Raw genomic sequence first — 17,134 nt, 5'->3', positions numbered from 1 at the left:
GCCGGACTAGTCTCAGTATCATAACACTATCCATCCAATTTCATAGAAAAAGTGGGCGGAGTCACATGAGATAGCGTATGGACATGTATTTCGTGGACCGTCATGACACGAGGACGCGTCACTGGGTGGCGGAGGCCATCCGCAAGGTGGAGGCCGACGCCAACCGAAGCTGTGACACGCACCTGCATGTCTTCCCGCTGCCCCCGCGCTGGGGGGTAAACCTCTACTTGAAAGACGAGTCGGTCCACCCCACCGGTTCACTGAAACACCGGCTCGCTCGCTCGCTTTTCCTCTACGGCCTGGCCAACGGCCGGATCGGCCCCGAGACCACGATCGTCGAGGCGTCCAGCGGCTCCACGGCCGTGAGCGAGGCCTATTTCGCCCGCCTGCTCGGCCTGCCGTTCATCGCGGTGATGCCCGCCTCCACCTCACCGGAGAAATGTCATCTGATCGAGTTCTACGGTGGCAAATGTCACCTGGTCGACGACCCGAGCACGATCTATGACGAGTCACACCGCCTGGCCACCGAGACCGGCGGCCACTTCATGGACCAGTTCACCTACGCCGAGCGGGCGACCGACTGGCGCGGCAACAACAACATCGCCGAGTCGATCTACGCGCAGATGTCGCTGGAGCCACATCCCGTGCCCTCCTGGATCGTGGTCGGCGCGGGCACCGGCGGCACCTCGTCCACCATCGGCCGCTACATCCGCTACCGCCGCCACGACACCCGTCTCGCCGTCGCCGACCCCGAGGGCTCCGCCTTCTATCCGAGCTGGGTGTCGGGCGACTCCTCGGTCACCGCCCCGGGCTCGCGCATCGAGGGGATCGGCCGCCCCCGGGTGGAGCCGTCCTTCCAGCCCACGGTGATCGACCGCATGGTGACCGTACCCGATGCCCGGTCGATCGCCGCCATGCACTGGGTGCGCGAGGTGACCGGGCGGGACGTCGGCGGGTCCACCGGCACGAACGTGGCAGCCTGCGTGGACCTGATCAAGGAGATGCGCGAGGCCGGCGAGCAGGGCAGCATCGTCACCCTCATCTGCGACGGCGGCGAACGCTACCGGGGGACCTACTGCGCCCCCGACTGGCTCGCCGCCCAGAACCTCGACCTCCGCCCTCACCTCGACGAATTGCGGGCGTTCCTGCCCGCCTGACGTCTAGGACGCCTCCGCCCCAGGACGTGCCCTAGGACGCCTTGGCCGGGTCGACCGCGAACAGCTTGGCCACGTCGTCGAGGATCGCGTGGCCGCCCTGGATGCCGACGGCGGTCATCCACGTGAGGTCGCTCACCTCGTGCTTCTCACCCTTGAGCTTGTCCCACAGCGGGTTGTTCACGAACTGCTCCTTGGGCCCGTCGGCGGCGGGGTCCGCGTAGGTGGCGACGAAGATGCGGTCGGCGTCCAGGTCGGCGATGCGCTCCTGGCTGACGTTCACCACGATCGAGTCGCTCACGGTGGGCTGCCCCTCCGGCCGGGGGAAGCCGACGTCCTTCATGACCAGGCCGGAGTAAGAAGCCTCGACGTACAGGCGGGCCGTCGGCTCGCCCGCGAAGCGGACGATGGAGATGGTCGGCATCTCGCCCTCCTTCTCCTTGATCGCGGAGCCGATCTTCCCGGCCCGCTCCTCGAACGCCTTGAGCCTCGCCTCCGCCAGGTCCTCCTTGCCGAGCGCCTGGCCCATCAGGCGGAGGTTCTCCTTCCAGATGGCGCCGGTCGTCTCGCTGAACACGGTCGGGGCGATCTTGGAGAGCTTGTCGTAGAGCGCCTCGTGGCGGACCTTGGCCGAGACGATCAGGTCGGGCTTGAGCACCATGACCTTCTCCAGGCTCGGCTCCTCCAGCGTGCCGACGGACGCCGCCTCCTTGCCGTACTCGGCGGCGACGGGGCCGAGGTAGTCGGGCAGCGCCGTGTCGATCGAGCGGTACGTCGTGTAGCCGACCACCGGCGTCTCCAGCGTGAGCACCGCGTCGACGAAGCTCTGGTCCAGCGCGACCACCCGCTTGGGCCGGCTCGGGATCACGGTCTCGCCCATCGCGTGCTTGATGGTGCGGAACGGCCCGGCCGAGCTCTCCGGGGCAGCGGACGGCTCGGTGCCGGTCGAGCCGCAAGCGGCCAGCCCTGCCACGAGTACGGCCCCTACCAGCGCACGCCACGATCTCATCAAAAGTCCTTCCAGGTTAGGTAACCCTAAGTTAGGTTAGCCGTGCCTAACCTGACATACTTCTCCGGGATCGGGCAAACGCTGGGGGGACGGGTGAGCGCAACCGCTGTCGCGCGACGCTCGCACACCCTCCGCCACCGGCGTCTCCTGCTGCTCGCCGCGCTGCTCGGGGCCGTCTGCGTGACCGTGGCGCTGAGCATCACGATCGGATCCAGGCCCGTGCCGCCGGCCGACGCCTGGCAGGCGCTCACCGCCCCGACCGGCACCGAGAACGACATCATCATCCGCTCGCTACGCGTCCCGAGGACCGTGCTCGGCGTGCTGGCCGGCCTCGCGCTCGGCGTGGCGGGCGCGCTCATGCAGGGCCACACCCGCAACCCGCTCGCCGACCCCGGACTGCTCGGCGTCACGCAGGGCGCCGCCTTCGCCATGGTCGCCTCGATCATCCTGCTCGGCGCCCAGAGCCTGCTCGCCTACATCTGGTTCGGCCTGGCCGGCGCCCTGGTCGCGAGCGTGGGCGTGTTCGCGCTCGGCATGGTCGGCGGCCGGGGCAGCCCCACCCCCGTCACGCTCGCCCTCGCGGGCACCGCCGTCAGCGCCTTCCTCTACGCGCTGACCTCGGCCATGGTCCTCCTGGACGAGCAGGCCATGGACGTGTTCAGGTTCTGGCAGGCGGGCTCGATCGCCGCCCGCGGCTCCGACGTGATCTGGCAGGTGCTGCCGTTCGTCGTGACCGGCCTCCTGCTGGCCATGGTCAACGCCCCCGGCCTGAACGCGCTGTCGCTCGGCGAAGACGTCGCTCGCGGACTCGGGCAGCGCATCGGGCTCACCCGGGGCGTCGGCGTCGCCGCCGTCACCCTGCTCACCGGCGCCGCGGTGGCCGCCTGCGGCTCCCTGGCGTTCGTCGGCCTGATCGTGCCGCACCTGGCCCGCTCGCTGTCCGGCACCGACCACCGGTGGCTGCTGCCCTACTCCGGCCTGATCGGCGTCGCGCTGCTGCTGCTCGCCGACGTGATCGGCCGCGTCGTCGCCCCTCCGGGCGAGCTGGAGGTGGGCGTGGTGCTCGCCCTGCTCGGCGCCCCCTCCTTCGTCGCGCTGGTCCGCCGCAGGAAGCCGGTGCGGCTGTGACGACCGCCCTCGCGCTCCGGATCGCCGGCCTTTCCTGGCGAGTACGGCCCCGCGCCGCCGCCGTCACGCTGGGCGGCCTCCTGCTGCTCGGCGTGCTCATGGCACTGAACATGCGCATCGGCGACATCCAGATGAGCCTGGCCGAGGTGGTGCGGGCCACGTTCGACACCGCGAGCGCCGGCCACTTCGTCATCATGGATCTGCGCCTGCCCCGGGCCCTGACCGGCGCGCTGGTGGGCGCCGCGCTGGCCCTGTCCGGCGCGATCATCCAGTCCATCGCGCGCAACCCGCTGGCCAGCCCCGAGATCCTCGGCGTCACCACCGGCGCCTCGGTCGCCGTCGTGGCCGGCGTCGTGATCAGCGGCAGCGTGTACGGCGGCGCCAGCGGGATGCTCTCCGCTCTCGGCATCCCGGCGCTGGCACTGGCCGGCGGGCTGACCGGCGCCGTGATCGTCTACACGCTGGCCTGGCGGCGCGGGCTCGACGGCTACCGGCTGGTCCTCGTCGGCATCGGCGTGGCGGCCGTGTTCACCAACGTCAAGTTCTGGCTGCTGACCATCGGCGACGTCAACGACACCAGCCGGGCCATGGTCTGGATCAGCGGATCGCTCAACGGACGCGGCTGGGAGCACGTCAGGCCCGTGGGCGTGGCCCTCGCCGTGGTCATCCCCTTGACGCTGCTCGGCGCCCGGTCGCTCGACTCGCTGCGCTTCAGCGACGACACCATCACGGCGCTGGGCGTGCGGATGAACCTGTCGCGGGCCCTGCTGATCCTCGCCGCCGTGCTGCTCGCCGCCGTCGCCACCGCCTCGGCCGGGCCGATCGCGTTCGTCGCGCTGGCCGCGCCGCAGATCGCGCTCCGGGTGGCCCGCTGCGCCCAGCCGCCGCTCCTGTCGTCGGCCGTCGTGGGCGCCCTGCTCACGACCGGCGCCGACCTGATCGCGCGCACCGCCTTCTCCCCCATCGAGCTGCCCGTGGGCATCGTGACCGCGGTGCTCGGCGCGCCGTACCTGATCCACCTCATCTGGAGGGCACGCACATGAGGCTCCAGGCCGCCGGCGTCAAGCTCGGGTACGGCGAGCGGACCGTCGTGGACGGGCTCGACCTCGGCATCGAGCCGGGCACGGTCACCACGATCATCGGCCCCAACGGCTGCGGCAAGTCCACGCTGCTGCGCGCCCTCGGCCGGCTGCTCAAGCCGCAGGGCGGCGAGGTGCTGCTCGACGGCAAGCGCATCGACCGCATCCCCACCCGCGAGGTGGCCAAGGTGCTCGGGCTGCTCCCCCAGGCGCCCACCGCGCCCGAGGGCCTGACCGTGGCCGACCTGGTCGCCAGGGGCCGCCACCCGCACCAGACCTGGTATCGGCAGTGGTCGTCCGACGACGAGGCCGCCGTGGGCGAGGCGCTGGCCATGACCGGCCTGGCCGACCTGGCCGAGCGCCCGCTGGACGAGCTGTCCGGCGGGCAACGGCAGCGGGCCTGGATCTCCATGGCCCTGGCCCAGGGCACCGACCTGCTGCTGCTGGACGAGCCGACCACCTTCCTCGACCTGGCCCACCAGGTGGAGGTGCTGGAGCTGGTCCGCCACCTGCACCGGGCGGCCGACCGGACCATCGTGATGGTGCTGCACGACCTCAACCTGGCGGCCCGCTACGCCGACCGGCTGGTGGCCATGCGCGAGGGCCGGGTGATCACCTCCGGCGCCCCGCACGAGGTGCTGACCGAGGACCTGCTGCGCGAGGTGTTCGAGCTGGACGCCAAGGTCATCACCGACCCGGTGGCGGGCACTCCGCTGGTCATCCCGATCGGCCCGCACCGCTAGCGACCCCGCCCAGCCGCCGCGCCGCCCGGCAGACCAGGCCGGCTCAGGGGCAGCTCGGCTCAGGCCAGCTCGGCTCAGGCCAGCTCGGCGAGCGCCCGCCGTACGTCCTCGTCGCCGGGCGCGAGCTCCTGGGCCCGGAGCAGATCGGCCCGGGCCAACGCGGGCTGCCCGGACGTCCGGAGCGCGAGCGCCCGGTTGAACCTGACCTCGGCGCTCTCCTCCAGCTCGATCGCCCGGCCCAGGTCCGCGATCGAGCTCTCGTAGTCGCCCTCCTCGTACGCGAGCGCGCCGCGCCCCGCCCAGGCCGCCGCAAGTCGCGGCTCGCGCTCCAGAGCCGAGTCGAACGCCTTGCGGGCCTCCAGCACGTGACCCTCGGCGGCCTCGATCTGGCCCAGCACGCAGAGCAGGAACGGGTTGCCGGGGTCGCGCTCGGCGTCGGCCCTGGCCCTGGCGAGCTCGTTCAGCGCCACGAGCAGCCCGGCCCGGTTGACGTAGGCGTCGGTGAACCCGGGGTCCAGCTCGATCGCGTGGTCGAGGTCGGCCAGCGCGCCCGCGAAGTCGCCGGCGGCGAAGCGGATCTCGGAGCGGTTGTAGTAGGGCTCGGGGAAGGGCGGGCCGACCCGTATGGCCGTCTCGTAGTCGGCCACCGCCTCGGCCGGACGGCCCAGCCGGTGCAGCAGGTTGCCCCGGTCGACGTAGTAGTCGGGGTAGCCCGGATCGGCCGCGATGACCGCGTCGAGATCGCACAGCGCGCCCTCCAGGTCACCCCGCAGCGCGGCAAGCTGTGCCCGGTTCGCCCGCAGCACGAGCTTGTGGATGGGGTGCCGCTCGGGCTCCAGGTCACGTTCGGCCAGCTCGATGGCCTCCTGCACGAGTCGCTCGGCCCGCGCGGCATGTCCTCTGCGCACCTCGACCAGCGCCTTGCCGTTGAGGTCGAAGCCCAGGTGGAAGGCCCGCTCGCGGCGGTCGGGCAGCAGCGAGGTGAGCGCGACGGCCTCGTCGATCCAGGCCATCGCCTCCTCGGGGTCGCGCTTGCCCGGGTCGTGGTGGCGGACCAGCAGCATCGCGGTGGCGTAGGCGGCCGTGGCGAGCTGCTTGGGATCGGTGCCGACCCGCCGGGCGTGGTCGAGCAGGTCGCGGGCGTCGTCCTCCCTGTCGAGGGCGGCCAGCGCGGTGGTCGTGCGGTGGAGCAGCGTCCACCACTCCTCGCCGTCCTCGGCCAGGGTGGGCAGCAGTGCCGTGCCGGCCTCGGCCAGGGCGTGGTGGAAGCCCTCGTTGCGATAGCGGTCGAGCTCCTCCATCGGCGGGACGACGGGCACGGGGCGTGGCGGCCCGGGCGGGGAGATCACGATCGCGAGAGATCCGGCGGGCACGCGACGCGCCAGCACGGCGAGGAATTCAGTATCGGTCGGGTCCGATTCCTCGGCGTTATCCACCCATAATGTCAGCGACACCGTGGCGGCCAGATGATCGCGGACGAACTCCGCCAGCCCGTTCGCCACCCGGAGCGTCCGCAGCGGCGCCGGCACCAGGATGCGTTCGTCCTGCGGCAGCCGGTCGGCCAGCGAGGTCCTCCGGGCGGGGACCCGGTCACGCAGGCCGGGCGCCGCGACCCTGATCTCGATGTCGTGCGCGGCCACCAGATCGGCCGCCGCGTCGGGGACCAGCGCCTCGAGCAGCCCGGACGCCAGCGTGTAGGGGCCGCGCAGCCTGCGATCGGCGTCAACCGTGATCTCTCTCAGCGTCACTCCCGGAGAAGGAGAGAGACCGGCGTCACCACCGCAGACGCCGGCCTCCGACGACCGTTCAGGGCAGGTCAGACCGAGTGCTTCGGAGTCGCGGCTCCGGACAGCTTGACGGTGCCGGGTTTGTGGACGACGACCTTTTTCATTGAGCGCTCTTTCCGATCAGTTTCCGAGGACCGCTCAATGTCAACACGGGACCGGTCAAACAACAAGACATCATCCGGTAAGTGACATATCCGAATTGATTTTGTGTCAGTCCCCGAGAATCGCGTCCACGAACACCTCGGGGTCGAACGGCGCCAGATCGTCGGAGCCCTCGCCCAGCCCGACCAGCTTGACCGGCACGCCCAGCTCGCGCTGCACCGAGATGACGATGCCGCCCTTGGCCGTGCCGTCGAGCTTGGTCAGCGCGATGCCGGTGATGTTGACCACCTCGGCGAACACCTGCGCCTGGCGCATGCCGTTCTGGCCGGTGGTGGCGTCGAGGACCAGCAGCACCTCGTCGACCGTGGCCTTCTTCTCGATGACCCGCTTGACCTTGCCCAGCTCGTCCATCAGGCCGGTCTTGGTGTGCAGCCGGCCTGCCGTGTCGACGATGACCACGTCGGCCTTGTCGTCGATGCCCTTGGCGGTCGCGTCGAAGGCCACCGAGGCCGGGTCGCCGGCCTCCGGCCCGCGCACCACGTCGGCGCCGACCCGGTCACCCCACGTCTGCAGCTGGTCGGCCGCCGCCGCGCGGAACGTGTCGGCCGCGCCGAGCACGACCTTCTTGCCGTCGCCGACGAGCGCGCGGGCGAGCTTGCCGGTGGTGGTGGTCTTGCCGGTGCCGTTGACGCCCACGACGAGGACCACCGCGGGCCGCTCGCCGTGCTTCTGGATGTGCAGGGTGCGGTCGAGGTCGGGATTGACCTGGGCCAGCAGCTGCTCGCGGAGCAGGGCGCGCACCTGGTCGGGAGTGCGGCTGCCGAGCACCTTGACCTTGGTCCGCAGCTCCTCGACGATGGCGTGGGTCGGCGCGACACCGACGTCGGCGGTGATCAGCGCCTCCTCGATCTCGTCCCAGACCTCGTCGTCGAGCCGGTCGCGGGAGAGCAGCTCCAGCAGCCCCCGGCCGAGCGCGCTCTGCGAGCGGGCCAGTCTCGACCGCAGCCGCACCATCCGGCCGGCGGACGGCGGCGGCACTTCCACCTCGGGCGGCAGCACGACCGGCTCGGCCGGCTTGACCGGGGGCGGGAGCGTGGTGGTCGCCCCCTCACCTTCCTCACCACCCGCGGCCGGACGCTTCTCCTTCTCCTCGGGAAGCAGAAGCGTCTCGGGCGGCTCGACCGGTGGCGCGGCCTTGCCTCCCGGTCTGAAGAGCAGGAACAGGCCGCCCGCCGCCACGAGGGCGACGACGACCACGATCACGATGACGCCGAGGTAACCATCCACAGACGTCAGTTTTCCAGATCGACCGGCATGGTCATGCCCGGGGCCACGCGGATCAGACCGACTCGCGCTCCCGCAACCGCTGGCTGACCACCTGGGTGACCCCGTCGCCCCGCATCGACACGCCGTAGAGGGCGTCGGCGATCTCCATCGTGCGCTTGTTGTGGGTGATGACGATCAGCTGCGAGCTCTGCCGCAACTCCTCGAAGAGCCTCAGCAGCCGCTGCGTGTTGGTGTCGTCGAGCGCCGCCTCGACCTCGTCCATGACGTAGAACGGCGAGGGCCGGGCCTTGAAGATGGAGATCAGGAACGCCACCGCGGTCAGCGACCGCTCGCCGCCGGACAGCAGCGACAGCCGCTTGACCTTCTTGCCCGGCGGCCTGGCCTCGACCTCGATGCCGGTGGTCAGCATGTCGCCGGGCTCGGTGAGGACCAGCCTGCCCTCGCCGCCGGGGAAGACCCGGGTGAAGATCTGCTCGAACTCGCGGGCCACGTCCTCGTAGGCCGAGGCGAACATCCGCTCCACCCGGTCGTCGACCTCCTTGACCACGGTCATCAGGTCACGCCGGGTCTTCTTGAGGTCTTCGAGCTGCGAGGTGAGGAAGGCGTGGCGCTCCTCCAAGGCGGCGAACTCCTCCAGGGCGAGCGGGTTGACCTTGCCCAGTTGGTTCATCTGCCGCTCGGCGGCCCGGGCCCGCTTCTCCTGCTCCTCGCGTACGTAGGGGACCGGCGGGTCGCCGGGGACGGGGGCCTGCGGGCCGTATTCGGAGATCAGGGTCTCGGGCTCGACGCCGAACTCCTCCAGGGCCCGGTGTTCGAGCTGCTCCAGGCGGAGCCGCTGCTCGGTGCGGGCGACCTCGCTGCCGTGCACGCGGTTGACCAGCTTGTCGAGCTCGTGGCTGAGCTCGCGGACGCGGACGCGTACCTGCTTGAGCTCGGCGTCGATCGCGACCCTCGCCAGATCGGCCGCGTCACGCTCCCCGGCCGCGAGCTGGATGGACGTGGCCAGCGCGGCCAGCACCCGCCTGGCGCCCCCGCTGACGGCCTCGGCGACGACCGCCTGCCGCCTGCGCCTGGCGCGCTGGGCCGCCGCCTGGGCACGCTCGTGGCGCTCGCGCTGCGCGGCCCGGACCAGGCCGTCGGCCCGGCCTTCGAGGCCCTTGACCCGCTCTTCGGCGGTGCGCACCCGCAGGCGGGTCTCCATCTCGCGCTGCCTGGCGGTCTGGCAGGCGGCGGCGAACTCGTCGCGGGCCTCGGTGGTGGGCTCCGCCTCCAGCTCCTGGGAGTATTCGGCCTCGGCCAGCCTGATCTCCAGCTCGGCCAGCTCCTCCAGGCCCTCGGCCCTGGACTCCTCGGCGGCGCCGACGCTGCGGCGCAGGCGCTCGGCCTCGTCGTGGGCGGCCTTGGCGGCGGCCTCCAGCTGGGCCAGGTGCCTGGCAGCGGCCGCGTTGCGCTGGTCGGCCTCCCGCTGCCGGGCCCTGACCTGGTCGAGGGCGCCCTGGGCGGCGCTCACCCCGGCCTGGGCCGTGCCGACCGCGGTCTGCGCCTCATTGACCCTGGCCTGCGTCTCCTCAACGGCCGCCTGGGTCGCCTGCTCGGCGGCGGCGGCCTCGTCGAGGGCCTCGGCCGTCCGCTCGGCCGTGGCCTCCGCGTCTCGCAGATCGGCGACGGCGTCGTCGAGCGCCGCCCGCACCTGGAGGACCGAGGTGCCGCCCGCGAACCCGCCGCCGGCCAGGTGGGCGCCGACCAGATCGCCGGCCCTGGTCACGGCACGCAGCTCCGGGTGACCCCCGACCACCCGGCGAGCGGCGTCGAGATCGTCGACGACGACCACGTCGGCCAGCACGTGATCGATGGCGGCCCTCAGCCGGCCGGGCACCCGCACCAGGTCGGCCGCCCACTCACCGCCTTCGGGCGCCACCAGGCGGGCGACCGGGGCGGCGCCGTCGGCCGACCTTCCGTCCGAGGAGGCCACCAGGAGGGTCGCCTGACCTGCTTCCTTGACCCGCAGGAGCTCCAGCGCCTCGACCGCCGTGTCGACGGACTTGACGGCGATGGCCTCGGCGACCGGGCCGAGCACGGCGGCGACCGCCGGCTCGGCGCCCGGGGTGACCTGGAGCGAAGCCGCGAGCGGCCCCAGCACCCCGGCCAGGTCCGCCTCCAGGAGGGCCGCGCCGCCGTCGCCTTTGGCCAGCCCGAGCTCCAAGGCCTCACAGCGGGCCCGCAGGGCGGCCACCGCCCGCTGGGCCTCCTGGTCGGCGGTGCGCGCCGCGACGACCCCGGCCTTGGCGGCCTGCGCGGCCGAACGCGGCGTGTCGAGGGCGGTCTTGGCCGCCGAGGCCGCGGCGCGGGCCTCGTCGGCGATGGCGCTCGCCTCCTCCACCAGCGCCTGCGCGGTGGCGAGCTCCTCGGCGAGCGCCGGATCGGCGGCGGGCTCCGCACGCCGCCGATCCTCCAGATCTTCGCGGGCGCGCTGCTCACGCTCGACCGCCTCGGCGACGGCCCGGTTGAGGCGGCCGATCTCCTCCTCGGCGGCTCGTGACCTGCTGCGGACGGAGTCGACCTGGCCACGGAGCCGGGCCAGGCCCTCGCGCCGGTCGGCGGCGGCCCTGGCGGCCATGGCGAGCCGCCGCTCCTCGGCGCCCAGCTCGGCCTCGGAGTCGGCACGCCGCTGGACCGCCTCCTCCAGCAGCTCCTGGGCGTGCTCCAGCTCGGCCCGCAGGACGAGCTCCTGCTCACGCACCTCGGCCGCCTCGCGTTCGAGGTCTTCGGGGTCGCGCCCGCGCCGCTCGACGGCGGCGTCGACGGCGTGGCGGTGGCGCTCGGCGGCCAGTTGTTCGAGGCCGGTGATGCGTTCGCGCAGGCTGGACAGCCGGAAGTAGGTCTCCTGCGCGGCGGTCAGCCGGGGCTGTGCCTCGGCCTCGGTGCCCTCCAGGGTGGCCTCGCGCCGCTGGCCCTCGGCCAGCTCGGCCTCCACCTGGGTGCGTCTGGTGAGGATCGCCGCCTCGTCGGCGGCCTCGCGCTCCAGCGTGGCGCGCAGGATGCCGACGTCGTCGGCCAGGAGCCGCAGCCGCGCGTCACGCAGATCGGCCTGGATCACGGCGGCCTTGCGGGCGATCTCGGCCTGGCGGCCGAGCGGCTTGAGCTGGCGGCGCAGCTCGGTGGCGAGATCCTGGACGCGGGTCAGGTTGGCCTGCATCGCGTCGAGCTTGCGCAGCGCTTTCTCCTTGCGCTTGCGGTGCTTCAGGACGCCCGCGGCCTCCTCGATGAACGCCCGCCGGTCCTCGGGACCGGCGTGGAGCACGGCGTCGAGCTGGCCCTGGCCGACGATGACGTGCATCTCGCGGCCGATGCCCGAGTCGGACAGCAGCTCCTGGATGTCGAGGAGGCGGCAGGTGTCGCCGTTGATCGCGTATTCGCTCTGGCCCGACCTGAACATCAGCCGGCTGATCGTGACCTCGGTGTAGTCGATCGGCAGCGCGCCGTCGGAGTTGTCGATGGTCAGCGTCACCTCGGCCCGGCCCAGCGGGGGTCTGGACGAGGTGCCGGCGAAGATAACGTCTTCCATCTTGCCGCCGCGCAGCGACTTGGCGCTGTGCTCGCCCATGACCCAGGCCAGGGCGTCGACGACGTTGGACTTGCCGGAGCCGTTGGGGCCCACGACACAGGTGATGCCGGGTTCGAAGCGCAGGGCGGTCGCGGAGGCGAAGGACTTGAAGCCGCGCAGGGTGAGGGTCTTCAAATACAAGCGCCGACCCCCTTCTCCCTGAACGGGCTTCTCCCTGAAGGAACTCGGAAAAGCCTACTGGTCCTGTCTGCCCCACGCTGGCCTCCGCAGTCGCGTCAGCGGTGGACCAGGCAAAAGAGCCACAAAGACATTCCGGGAAAGGGTCAACTAAGAGGGCAAATAACGAGGGACGCCTCGTGGAGACGTCCCTGGATCATGCGCTCCGATCACTCGTCAGGTGAGTGCCGGCTCGCGCTCTTGCATGCGACTGATTGCCTCATCGCGGGTTTGCGCCGCAAGAGCGTCATTCTGGGCCTGAAGTCGGATGAGTTCTGCCTCCAGATCACGGATTCGCTGCTGCAGACGGCGCATCTCCGAGACCATTCGAGGGTCAGGACCGCCGACGTGGCCGAGTAGAGCCTTCGCCATAGTAAAGGGTCCTCCACGCTGAGTGACCAGACTGGTTCGCGCACTTCTTATTCCGCGGGAGGGGTGCGCGTGGTACCTAACAAGAGTCGCACCGGCAGTGTGGGCGGTCAAGTCGAGCGAACCGCTGATACCCCCCAGTGGGCACTCTTGCCATATAACTATACCCCATTTGGGGGGTTTAACGGAAGCCCTTACCGCTCCTGGAATCCACCCAAACTACCTCGCACTTCGCTCCAGCGTTCCACTACTCCATCGACTCTGCCCGGCGTGTCGCAACCTCTCAGCAGCTCAAGCAGCTTGACGCACGACTCGCGGGGCCCTTCGGCGACCACTTCCACCCGGCCGTCGTCCGTGTTGCGCGCCCAGCCCTCCAGGCCGAGCTCCAGCGCACGGGCCCGGGTCCACCAGCGAAACCCCACTCCCTGCACCCTGCCCCGCACCCAGGCGGTCATTCGCACGTCCCGCACCCCTCGCCCCTCCTCACTCCCTGTAGTCGCGGATCGCCCTTTTCGGCCCTGCCGGACAGCCGCACCTTTGCTTGGTTTTGAGGCGGCCCACAACAGGGGCCGGCGTCCGAACGCGTGCCGGACGCCATCGGCCGCCTGACACGCCCGAGTGCCCGGGGCCGGTCTTCCAGGACCACTTCCGGTCGTACGCCTCTCAGCGGGCCGCTCAAGCGCACGGAGCCCGCCTCCGGGCGAACCGGTGTCAGCGCGGTCTGCGCTGGCATCGCGGGCAGGAGTAGGACGAGCGGTTCATGAACGCCTCCCGCCGGATCGGGGTGCCGCACCGCGAGCAGGGCTGGTCGCGCCTGCCGTACACCTCGAGGGAGCGCTCGAAGTAGCCGCTCTCGCCGTTGACGTTCACGTAGAGGCTGTCGAACGACGTGCCGCCCTGTGCCAGGGCTGCGCCCATCACCTCGCGTACGGCGGCCAGCAGCTCGGCGATCTTGGGCCGGGTGAGCGTCTGGGTGGGACGGGCCCAGTGCAGCCGGGCCAGCCAGAGCGCCTCGTCCGCGTAGATGTTGCCGACCCCGCTGATCAGCGACTGGTCGAGGAGTGCGCGCTTGATCTCGGTCCGCTTGCGCAGCAGGCCGTCCGCGAACGCCTCGTCGTCGAACGCCTCCTCGAACGGGTCGGGGGCGATGTGCGAGATCGGCTCGGGGACACCGTCCACCAGGGCCGTGAGCATGACGTGGCCGAACGTCCGCTGATCGACGAACCGCAGCTCGGGGCCACCGTCCGCGAAACCGAGACGTACCCGCAGGTGCTTCTCCAGCGGCGAGTGCGGATCCACGACAAGCAGTTGGCCGCTCATCCCGAGGTGGGCCAGGAGCGCCTCCTCGGCGCCCGACAGCGGCAGCCACAGGTATTTGCCGCGGCGTTCGGCGGAGATCACCGTGCGGCCCTTCAGCCGGGCGGCGAACTCCGAGGCGCCGGGAACGTGACGCCGGACGGCACGAGGATGCAGCACCTCGGCCGTGGCGATCTCCCGGCCGGACACCCACTGCGCGAGGCCCCGCCGGACGACCTCGACCTCTGGCAGCTCGGGCAACCTAGCCCGCCGGCTGGCTCTCGCGCTGCTCGCGGCGGGCCCTGATGCGGGTCCACGCCGCCTCGGCCGCCTGCTGCTCGGCCTCCTTCTTGCTGCGTCCCGTGCCCGAGCCGTAGGCCTCGCCGCCCACCAGCACCACGGCCGTGAACGACTTGGCGTGGTCGGGGCCGCTCTCCTCGACGTGGTATTCGGGCACGCCGAGCGCCTCGGAGGCGGTGAGCTCCTGCAGGGACGTCTTCCAGTCGAGCCCCGCGCCCAGCGAGGCCGAGCGGACGATCAGCGGGTCGAACAGCAGGTGGACCACGCGGAACGCCTCGTCCAGCCCCTTGTCGACGTAGACGGCGCCGATCAGCGCCTCCAGGGTGTCGGCCAGGATCGACGACTTGTCGCGCCCGCCCGTGCCCTCCTCGCCCCTGCCGAGCCGCAGGAATCGGCCGAGCCCCAGGTCGCGGGCCACGTCGGCCAGGGCGCGCATGTTGACCACCGCGGCCCGCAGTTTGGCCAGCTGACCCTCGGGCAGGTCGGGATGATTGCGGTAGAGGGTGTCGGTGACCACCAGGCCCAGCACCGAGTCGCCGAGGAACTCCAGGCGCTCGTTGGTGGGCAGGCCGCCGTTCTCGTACGCGTAGGAGCGGTGCGTCAGCGCCCGCTCGAGGATGTCGGAGTCGAGGCTGACGGACAGCACTCTCTCCAGCTCTGCTCCGGCGACCTCCACAGCCACCGGCTTAGGACCTGCGCCCACGTGTTTCCTCCTCGGACATCTTCACATGGCGCGACGGCCGCGGAGGATGCCCGAAAACGTGGTGGGCGTCGGGGAGAACAGAGCCCCGGCGTCCACCACGACCGCGGGCGGACCGCTACCGCACGCATCTGAGACGTTAACGCCGACCGGGGCACAATGGCACCCGGTCGGCATCACGTCAACTGCGAGATCAGGCGGACGGCTCGATGACCTGACGACGGTTGTAGGTGCCGCAGGTGGGGCACGCGATGTGCGGCTGCTTGGGCGAACGGCACTGCGGGCAGCTCACCAGGGCGACAGCAGTCGTCTTCCACTGGGAGCGACGGGCGCGGGTGTTGCTCCGCGACATCTTTCGCTTCGGGACGGCCACGTCACTTCTCCTGATCGTTATCGTTCTCGGTAACCAGACCTTGCAACGACGCCCAGCGAGCGTCGATCTTCTCGTGCCCGTGATCGTCGCCGGCCTCGGCCAGCTTGACCCCGCACTCCGTGCAGAGCCCCGGGCAGTCGTCACGACAGACGGGGCTCAACGGCAGTGCGAGCACCACCGCGTCGCGGAACGTCGGCTCGAGGTCGAGCAGCGCACCGTCGAGCAGTGAATCCTCCTCGGAGGCGTCCTCGTCGGAGTAGAAGAACAGCTCCTGCAGGTCGACCCCGATCTCCGAGGTCACCGGGTCAAGGCACCGCGCGCACTCCCCGCCGAGCGGGGCCTGCGCCGTGCCCGAGACGAGCACGCCTTCCATCACTGCTTCGAACCGGAGATCCAGCTCGACTTCGGCGTCCTTGGGGACACCGATCATGTCGACGCCGAGATCTGCCGGTGCCGGAAGGGTCAGGGTCACCCGCTTCATCGTGCCCGGCCGCTTTCCCAGGTCATGAGTGGAGATCACCCAAGGGGAGCGGGGGTCGAGGTGCTGAGTCATCCTGCTCTCGCTAGGCATGGCGAAACCGTCGCCGTCGTACAAGGCTGAAATAAAAGGATAGCAGGCCGCGGTCAGCTCCTGAGCCGCTCGATGAGCAGCGTGTGCACAAGATCTGGCACCAGGCCCGACACGTCGCCACCATAGCGGGCGATCTCCTTCACCCTGCTCGAGGACAGGAACGAGTATTCGGGATTGGTCGGCATGAACAGCGTCTCGACGCCGGACAGGCGGTAGTTGAGCTGGGCCATCTGCAGCTCGTAGTCGAAGTCGCTGACCACCCTGATCCCCTTGACGATGGCGGGGATGTCGTTCTGCTTGCAGAAGTCGACGAGGAGTCCGTGGAACTTCTCGACCTTGACGTTCGGATATTCCTTGGTCACGGTCTGCAACATGTCGATCCGCTCGTCGACGGTGAACAGGCTGCTCTTCTCGACGTTGATGAGGACGGCCACGGTCACCTCGTCATAGAGCCGGGCGGACCGGCCGATGATGTCGAGGTGACCATTCGTGATGGGGTCGAACGACCCCGGGCAGACAACGCGGCGCAAGACGCCTCCCAGGTCTACGGGTTCCCGGCGGCGCGACCGTACCAAACGGACGCTTCACCATAACGACGGACCCTCTCCTCAACGTAGCCTTCAGGCCACACGAGGGGCTTTCCCCTGGTTTCCCTCTCGAACGCCACCAAAGCGCCCTCGGCCAGCCACCCGTTGTCACGCAGCGACTCCAGCACGCGGGTGACCTCCTCACCGGTGACCGCGTAGGGCGGATCCGCGAAGACGATGTCGTACGGCTCACGCGCCTCGCTATGACATTGGTCACCGCCCGCGTCGCGCCCGCCCTGGCGGGGCCGGGACACCTCGGCGGGCCTGCCGAGCAGCCGCTCCACCTTCTCGGCCACCACCTGGGCCCCGTCGAGCCCCAGGGCCTGGATGTTGGCCCTGATCGTCCGGACCGCCTTCGGATCCGCCTCGACCAGCAACGCGTGGGCCGCACCCCTGGACAGCGCCTCCAGCCCGACCGCGCCCGATCCCGCGTACAGATCGATCACCCGGGCGCCCGCCAGCCCCTGGAGCGAGTCGAGGGTCAAGAAGATCCCCTCTCGCGCCCTGTCGCTGGTCGGCCTCGTCCCGCGCCCCGGCGGCACGACCAGCCGCCGCCCACCCGCGGTCCCCGCGATGATCCGAGTCATGAGAGCCATTGTTCCGCATGTCAGCGCAGGTCAAGAGTGCACAAGTGTCGGCCTCGAGAGCGCAAGGGTGATTCACATCGTCTGACCGGCCACGCATGATGAGTCCTGCGGCCTCCGAGGTGACCCAGCTGGAGGCCGACCGGTGTGATCGTGAGCCCTTCCGCACACCGGTTCCCTCGGCACCTGACCCGAGGGGTGGGCCCAGCCGGGGACGGCATTCGGGGGGAGGCCGTCCCCGCGGCTGGGTTCGTGATCCGCCGGCGAGCAGCCGCGATCTTCCG

General features: G+C 70.8%; 16 protein-coding genes. 4 read left to right on the top strand and 12 right to left on the bottom strand.

Going from position 1 to position 17,134, the window contains the following annotated elements:
* Positions 1 to 83: 83 nt before the first annotated feature.
* A complete protein-coding gene (locus AB0C16_RS17430) occupies positions 84 to 1,157 on the top strand; it encodes a PLP-dependent cysteine synthase family protein (RefSeq protein WP_357683887.1) in 1,074 nt (357 codons plus the stop codon).
* Positions 1,158 to 1,188: 31 nt separating this feature from the next.
* Here the strand turns inward: AB0C16_RS17430 and AB0C16_RS17425 are convergent, their stop codons facing one another.
* On the bottom strand, positions 1,189 to 2,163 hold the full coding sequence (locus tag AB0C16_RS17425) for an iron-siderophore ABC transporter substrate-binding protein (protein ID WP_357683885.1): 975 nt from the start codon (positions 2,161 to 2,163) through the stop codon (positions 1,189 to 1,191).
* Between the two features lie 93 nt (positions 2,164 to 2,256).
* Here AB0C16_RS17425 and AB0C16_RS17420 point away from each other — a divergent pair, with 93 nt between their 5' ends.
* From AB0C16_RS17420 to AB0C16_RS17410, 3 genes are read left to right on the top strand one after another with little or no spacing between them, the layout of a single operon-like run.
* Entirely contained in the window at positions 2,257 to 3,291 is a 1,035-nt protein-coding gene (locus AB0C16_RS17420; RefSeq protein ID WP_357683882.1) for an iron ABC transporter permease, read from the top strand.
* Entirely contained in the window at positions 3,288 to 4,334 is a 1,047-nt protein-coding gene (locus tag AB0C16_RS17415) for an iron chelate uptake ABC transporter family permease subunit (protein WP_357683879.1), read from the top strand. The genes AB0C16_RS17420 and AB0C16_RS17415 overlap by 4 nt, the downstream gene beginning before the upstream one ends.
* A complete protein-coding gene (locus tag AB0C16_RS17410) occupies positions 4,331 to 5,113 on the top strand; it encodes an ABC transporter ATP-binding protein (protein ID WP_357683876.1) in 783 nt (260 codons plus the stop codon). Before AB0C16_RS17415 ends, AB0C16_RS17410 begins: the two co-directional genes overlap by 4 nt.
* Positions 5,114 to 5,187: 74 nt before the next feature.
* Here the strand turns inward: AB0C16_RS17410 and AB0C16_RS17405 are convergent, their stop codons facing one another.
* The 11 genes from AB0C16_RS17405 to AB0C16_RS17355 all read right to left on the bottom strand — a co-directional run bounded on the left by AB0C16_RS17405 (position 5,188) and on the right by AB0C16_RS17355 (position 16,853).
* A complete protein-coding gene (locus tag AB0C16_RS17405; protein ID WP_357683873.1) occupies positions 5,188 to 6,861 on the bottom strand; it encodes a tetratricopeptide repeat protein in 1,674 nt (557 codons plus the stop codon).
* 249 nt (positions 6,862 to 7,110) lie between these two features.
* Entirely contained in the window at positions 7,111 to 8,289 is a 1,179-nt protein-coding gene (gene ftsY / locus AB0C16_RS17400) for a signal recognition particle-docking protein FtsY (RefSeq protein ID WP_357683870.1), read from the bottom strand.
* Positions 8,290 to 8,341: 52 nt separating this feature from the next.
* On the bottom strand, positions 8,342 to 12,034 hold the full coding sequence (gene smc, locus AB0C16_RS17395) for a chromosome segregation protein SMC (RefSeq protein WP_357683867.1): 3,693 nt from the start codon (positions 12,032 to 12,034) through the stop codon (positions 8,342 to 8,344).
* Between the two features lie 213 nt (positions 12,035 to 12,247).
* The gene (locus AB0C16_RS17390) at positions 12,248 to 12,442 is read right to left on the bottom strand and encodes a hypothetical protein (RefSeq protein ID WP_049556952.1); all 195 of its coding nucleotides are present in this window, start codon (positions 12,440 to 12,442) and stop codon (positions 12,248 to 12,250) included.
* Between the two features lie 191 nt (positions 12,443 to 12,633).
* Entirely contained in the window at positions 12,634 to 12,909 is a 276-nt protein-coding gene (locus tag AB0C16_RS17385; protein ID WP_357683865.1) for an acylphosphatase, read from the bottom strand.
* Positions 12,910 to 13,150: 241 nt separating this feature from the next.
* The gene (gene mutM, locus AB0C16_RS17380) at positions 13,151 to 13,996 is read right to left on the bottom strand and encodes a bifunctional DNA-formamidopyrimidine glycosylase/DNA-(apurinic or apyrimidinic site) lyase (RefSeq protein WP_357683863.1); all 846 of its coding nucleotides are present in this window, start codon (positions 13,994 to 13,996) and stop codon (positions 13,151 to 13,153) included.
* Between the two features lies 1 nt (position 13,997).
* Positions 13,998 to 14,717, bottom strand: coding sequence for a ribonuclease III (gene rnc / locus AB0C16_RS17375; RefSeq protein WP_357684162.1), 720 nt, complete (start codon positions 14,715 to 14,717; stop codon positions 13,998 to 14,000).
* Positions 14,718 to 14,928: 211 nt separating this feature from the next.
* A complete protein-coding gene (gene rpmF, locus AB0C16_RS17370; protein ID WP_033409409.1) occupies positions 14,929 to 15,108 on the bottom strand; it encodes a 50S ribosomal protein L32 in 180 nt (59 codons plus the stop codon).
* A 1-nt stretch (position 15,109) separates the two neighbouring features.
* Positions 15,110 to 15,661 carry a YceD family protein gene (locus AB0C16_RS17365; RefSeq protein ID WP_357684160.1) on the bottom strand — a complete coding sequence of 184 codons (552 nt, stop codon included), beginning with the start codon at positions 15,659 to 15,661 and terminating at the stop codon, positions 15,110 to 15,112.
* Between the two features lie 71 nt (positions 15,662 to 15,732).
* Positions 15,733 to 16,209, bottom strand: a complete 477-nt coding sequence (coaD, locus tag AB0C16_RS17360; protein ID WP_357683860.1) for a pantetheine-phosphate adenylyltransferase — start codon at positions 16,207 to 16,209, stop codon at positions 15,733 to 15,735.
* A 14-nt stretch (positions 16,210 to 16,223) separates the two neighbouring features.
* Positions 16,224 to 16,853, bottom strand: a complete 630-nt coding sequence (locus AB0C16_RS17355; RefSeq protein ID WP_357683858.1) for an RsmD family RNA methyltransferase — start codon at positions 16,851 to 16,853, stop codon at positions 16,224 to 16,226.
* Positions 16,854 to 17,134: the final 281 nt, after the last annotated feature.

The organism is Nonomuraea sp. NPDC048916, assembly GCF_040649575.1.
Lineage (GTDB): Bacteria > Actinomycetota > Actinomycetes > Streptosporangiales > Streptosporangiaceae > Nonomuraea.
Note: the sequence above shows the minus strand (reverse complement) of the source record. Positions and strands in the feature narration are given on the sequence as shown.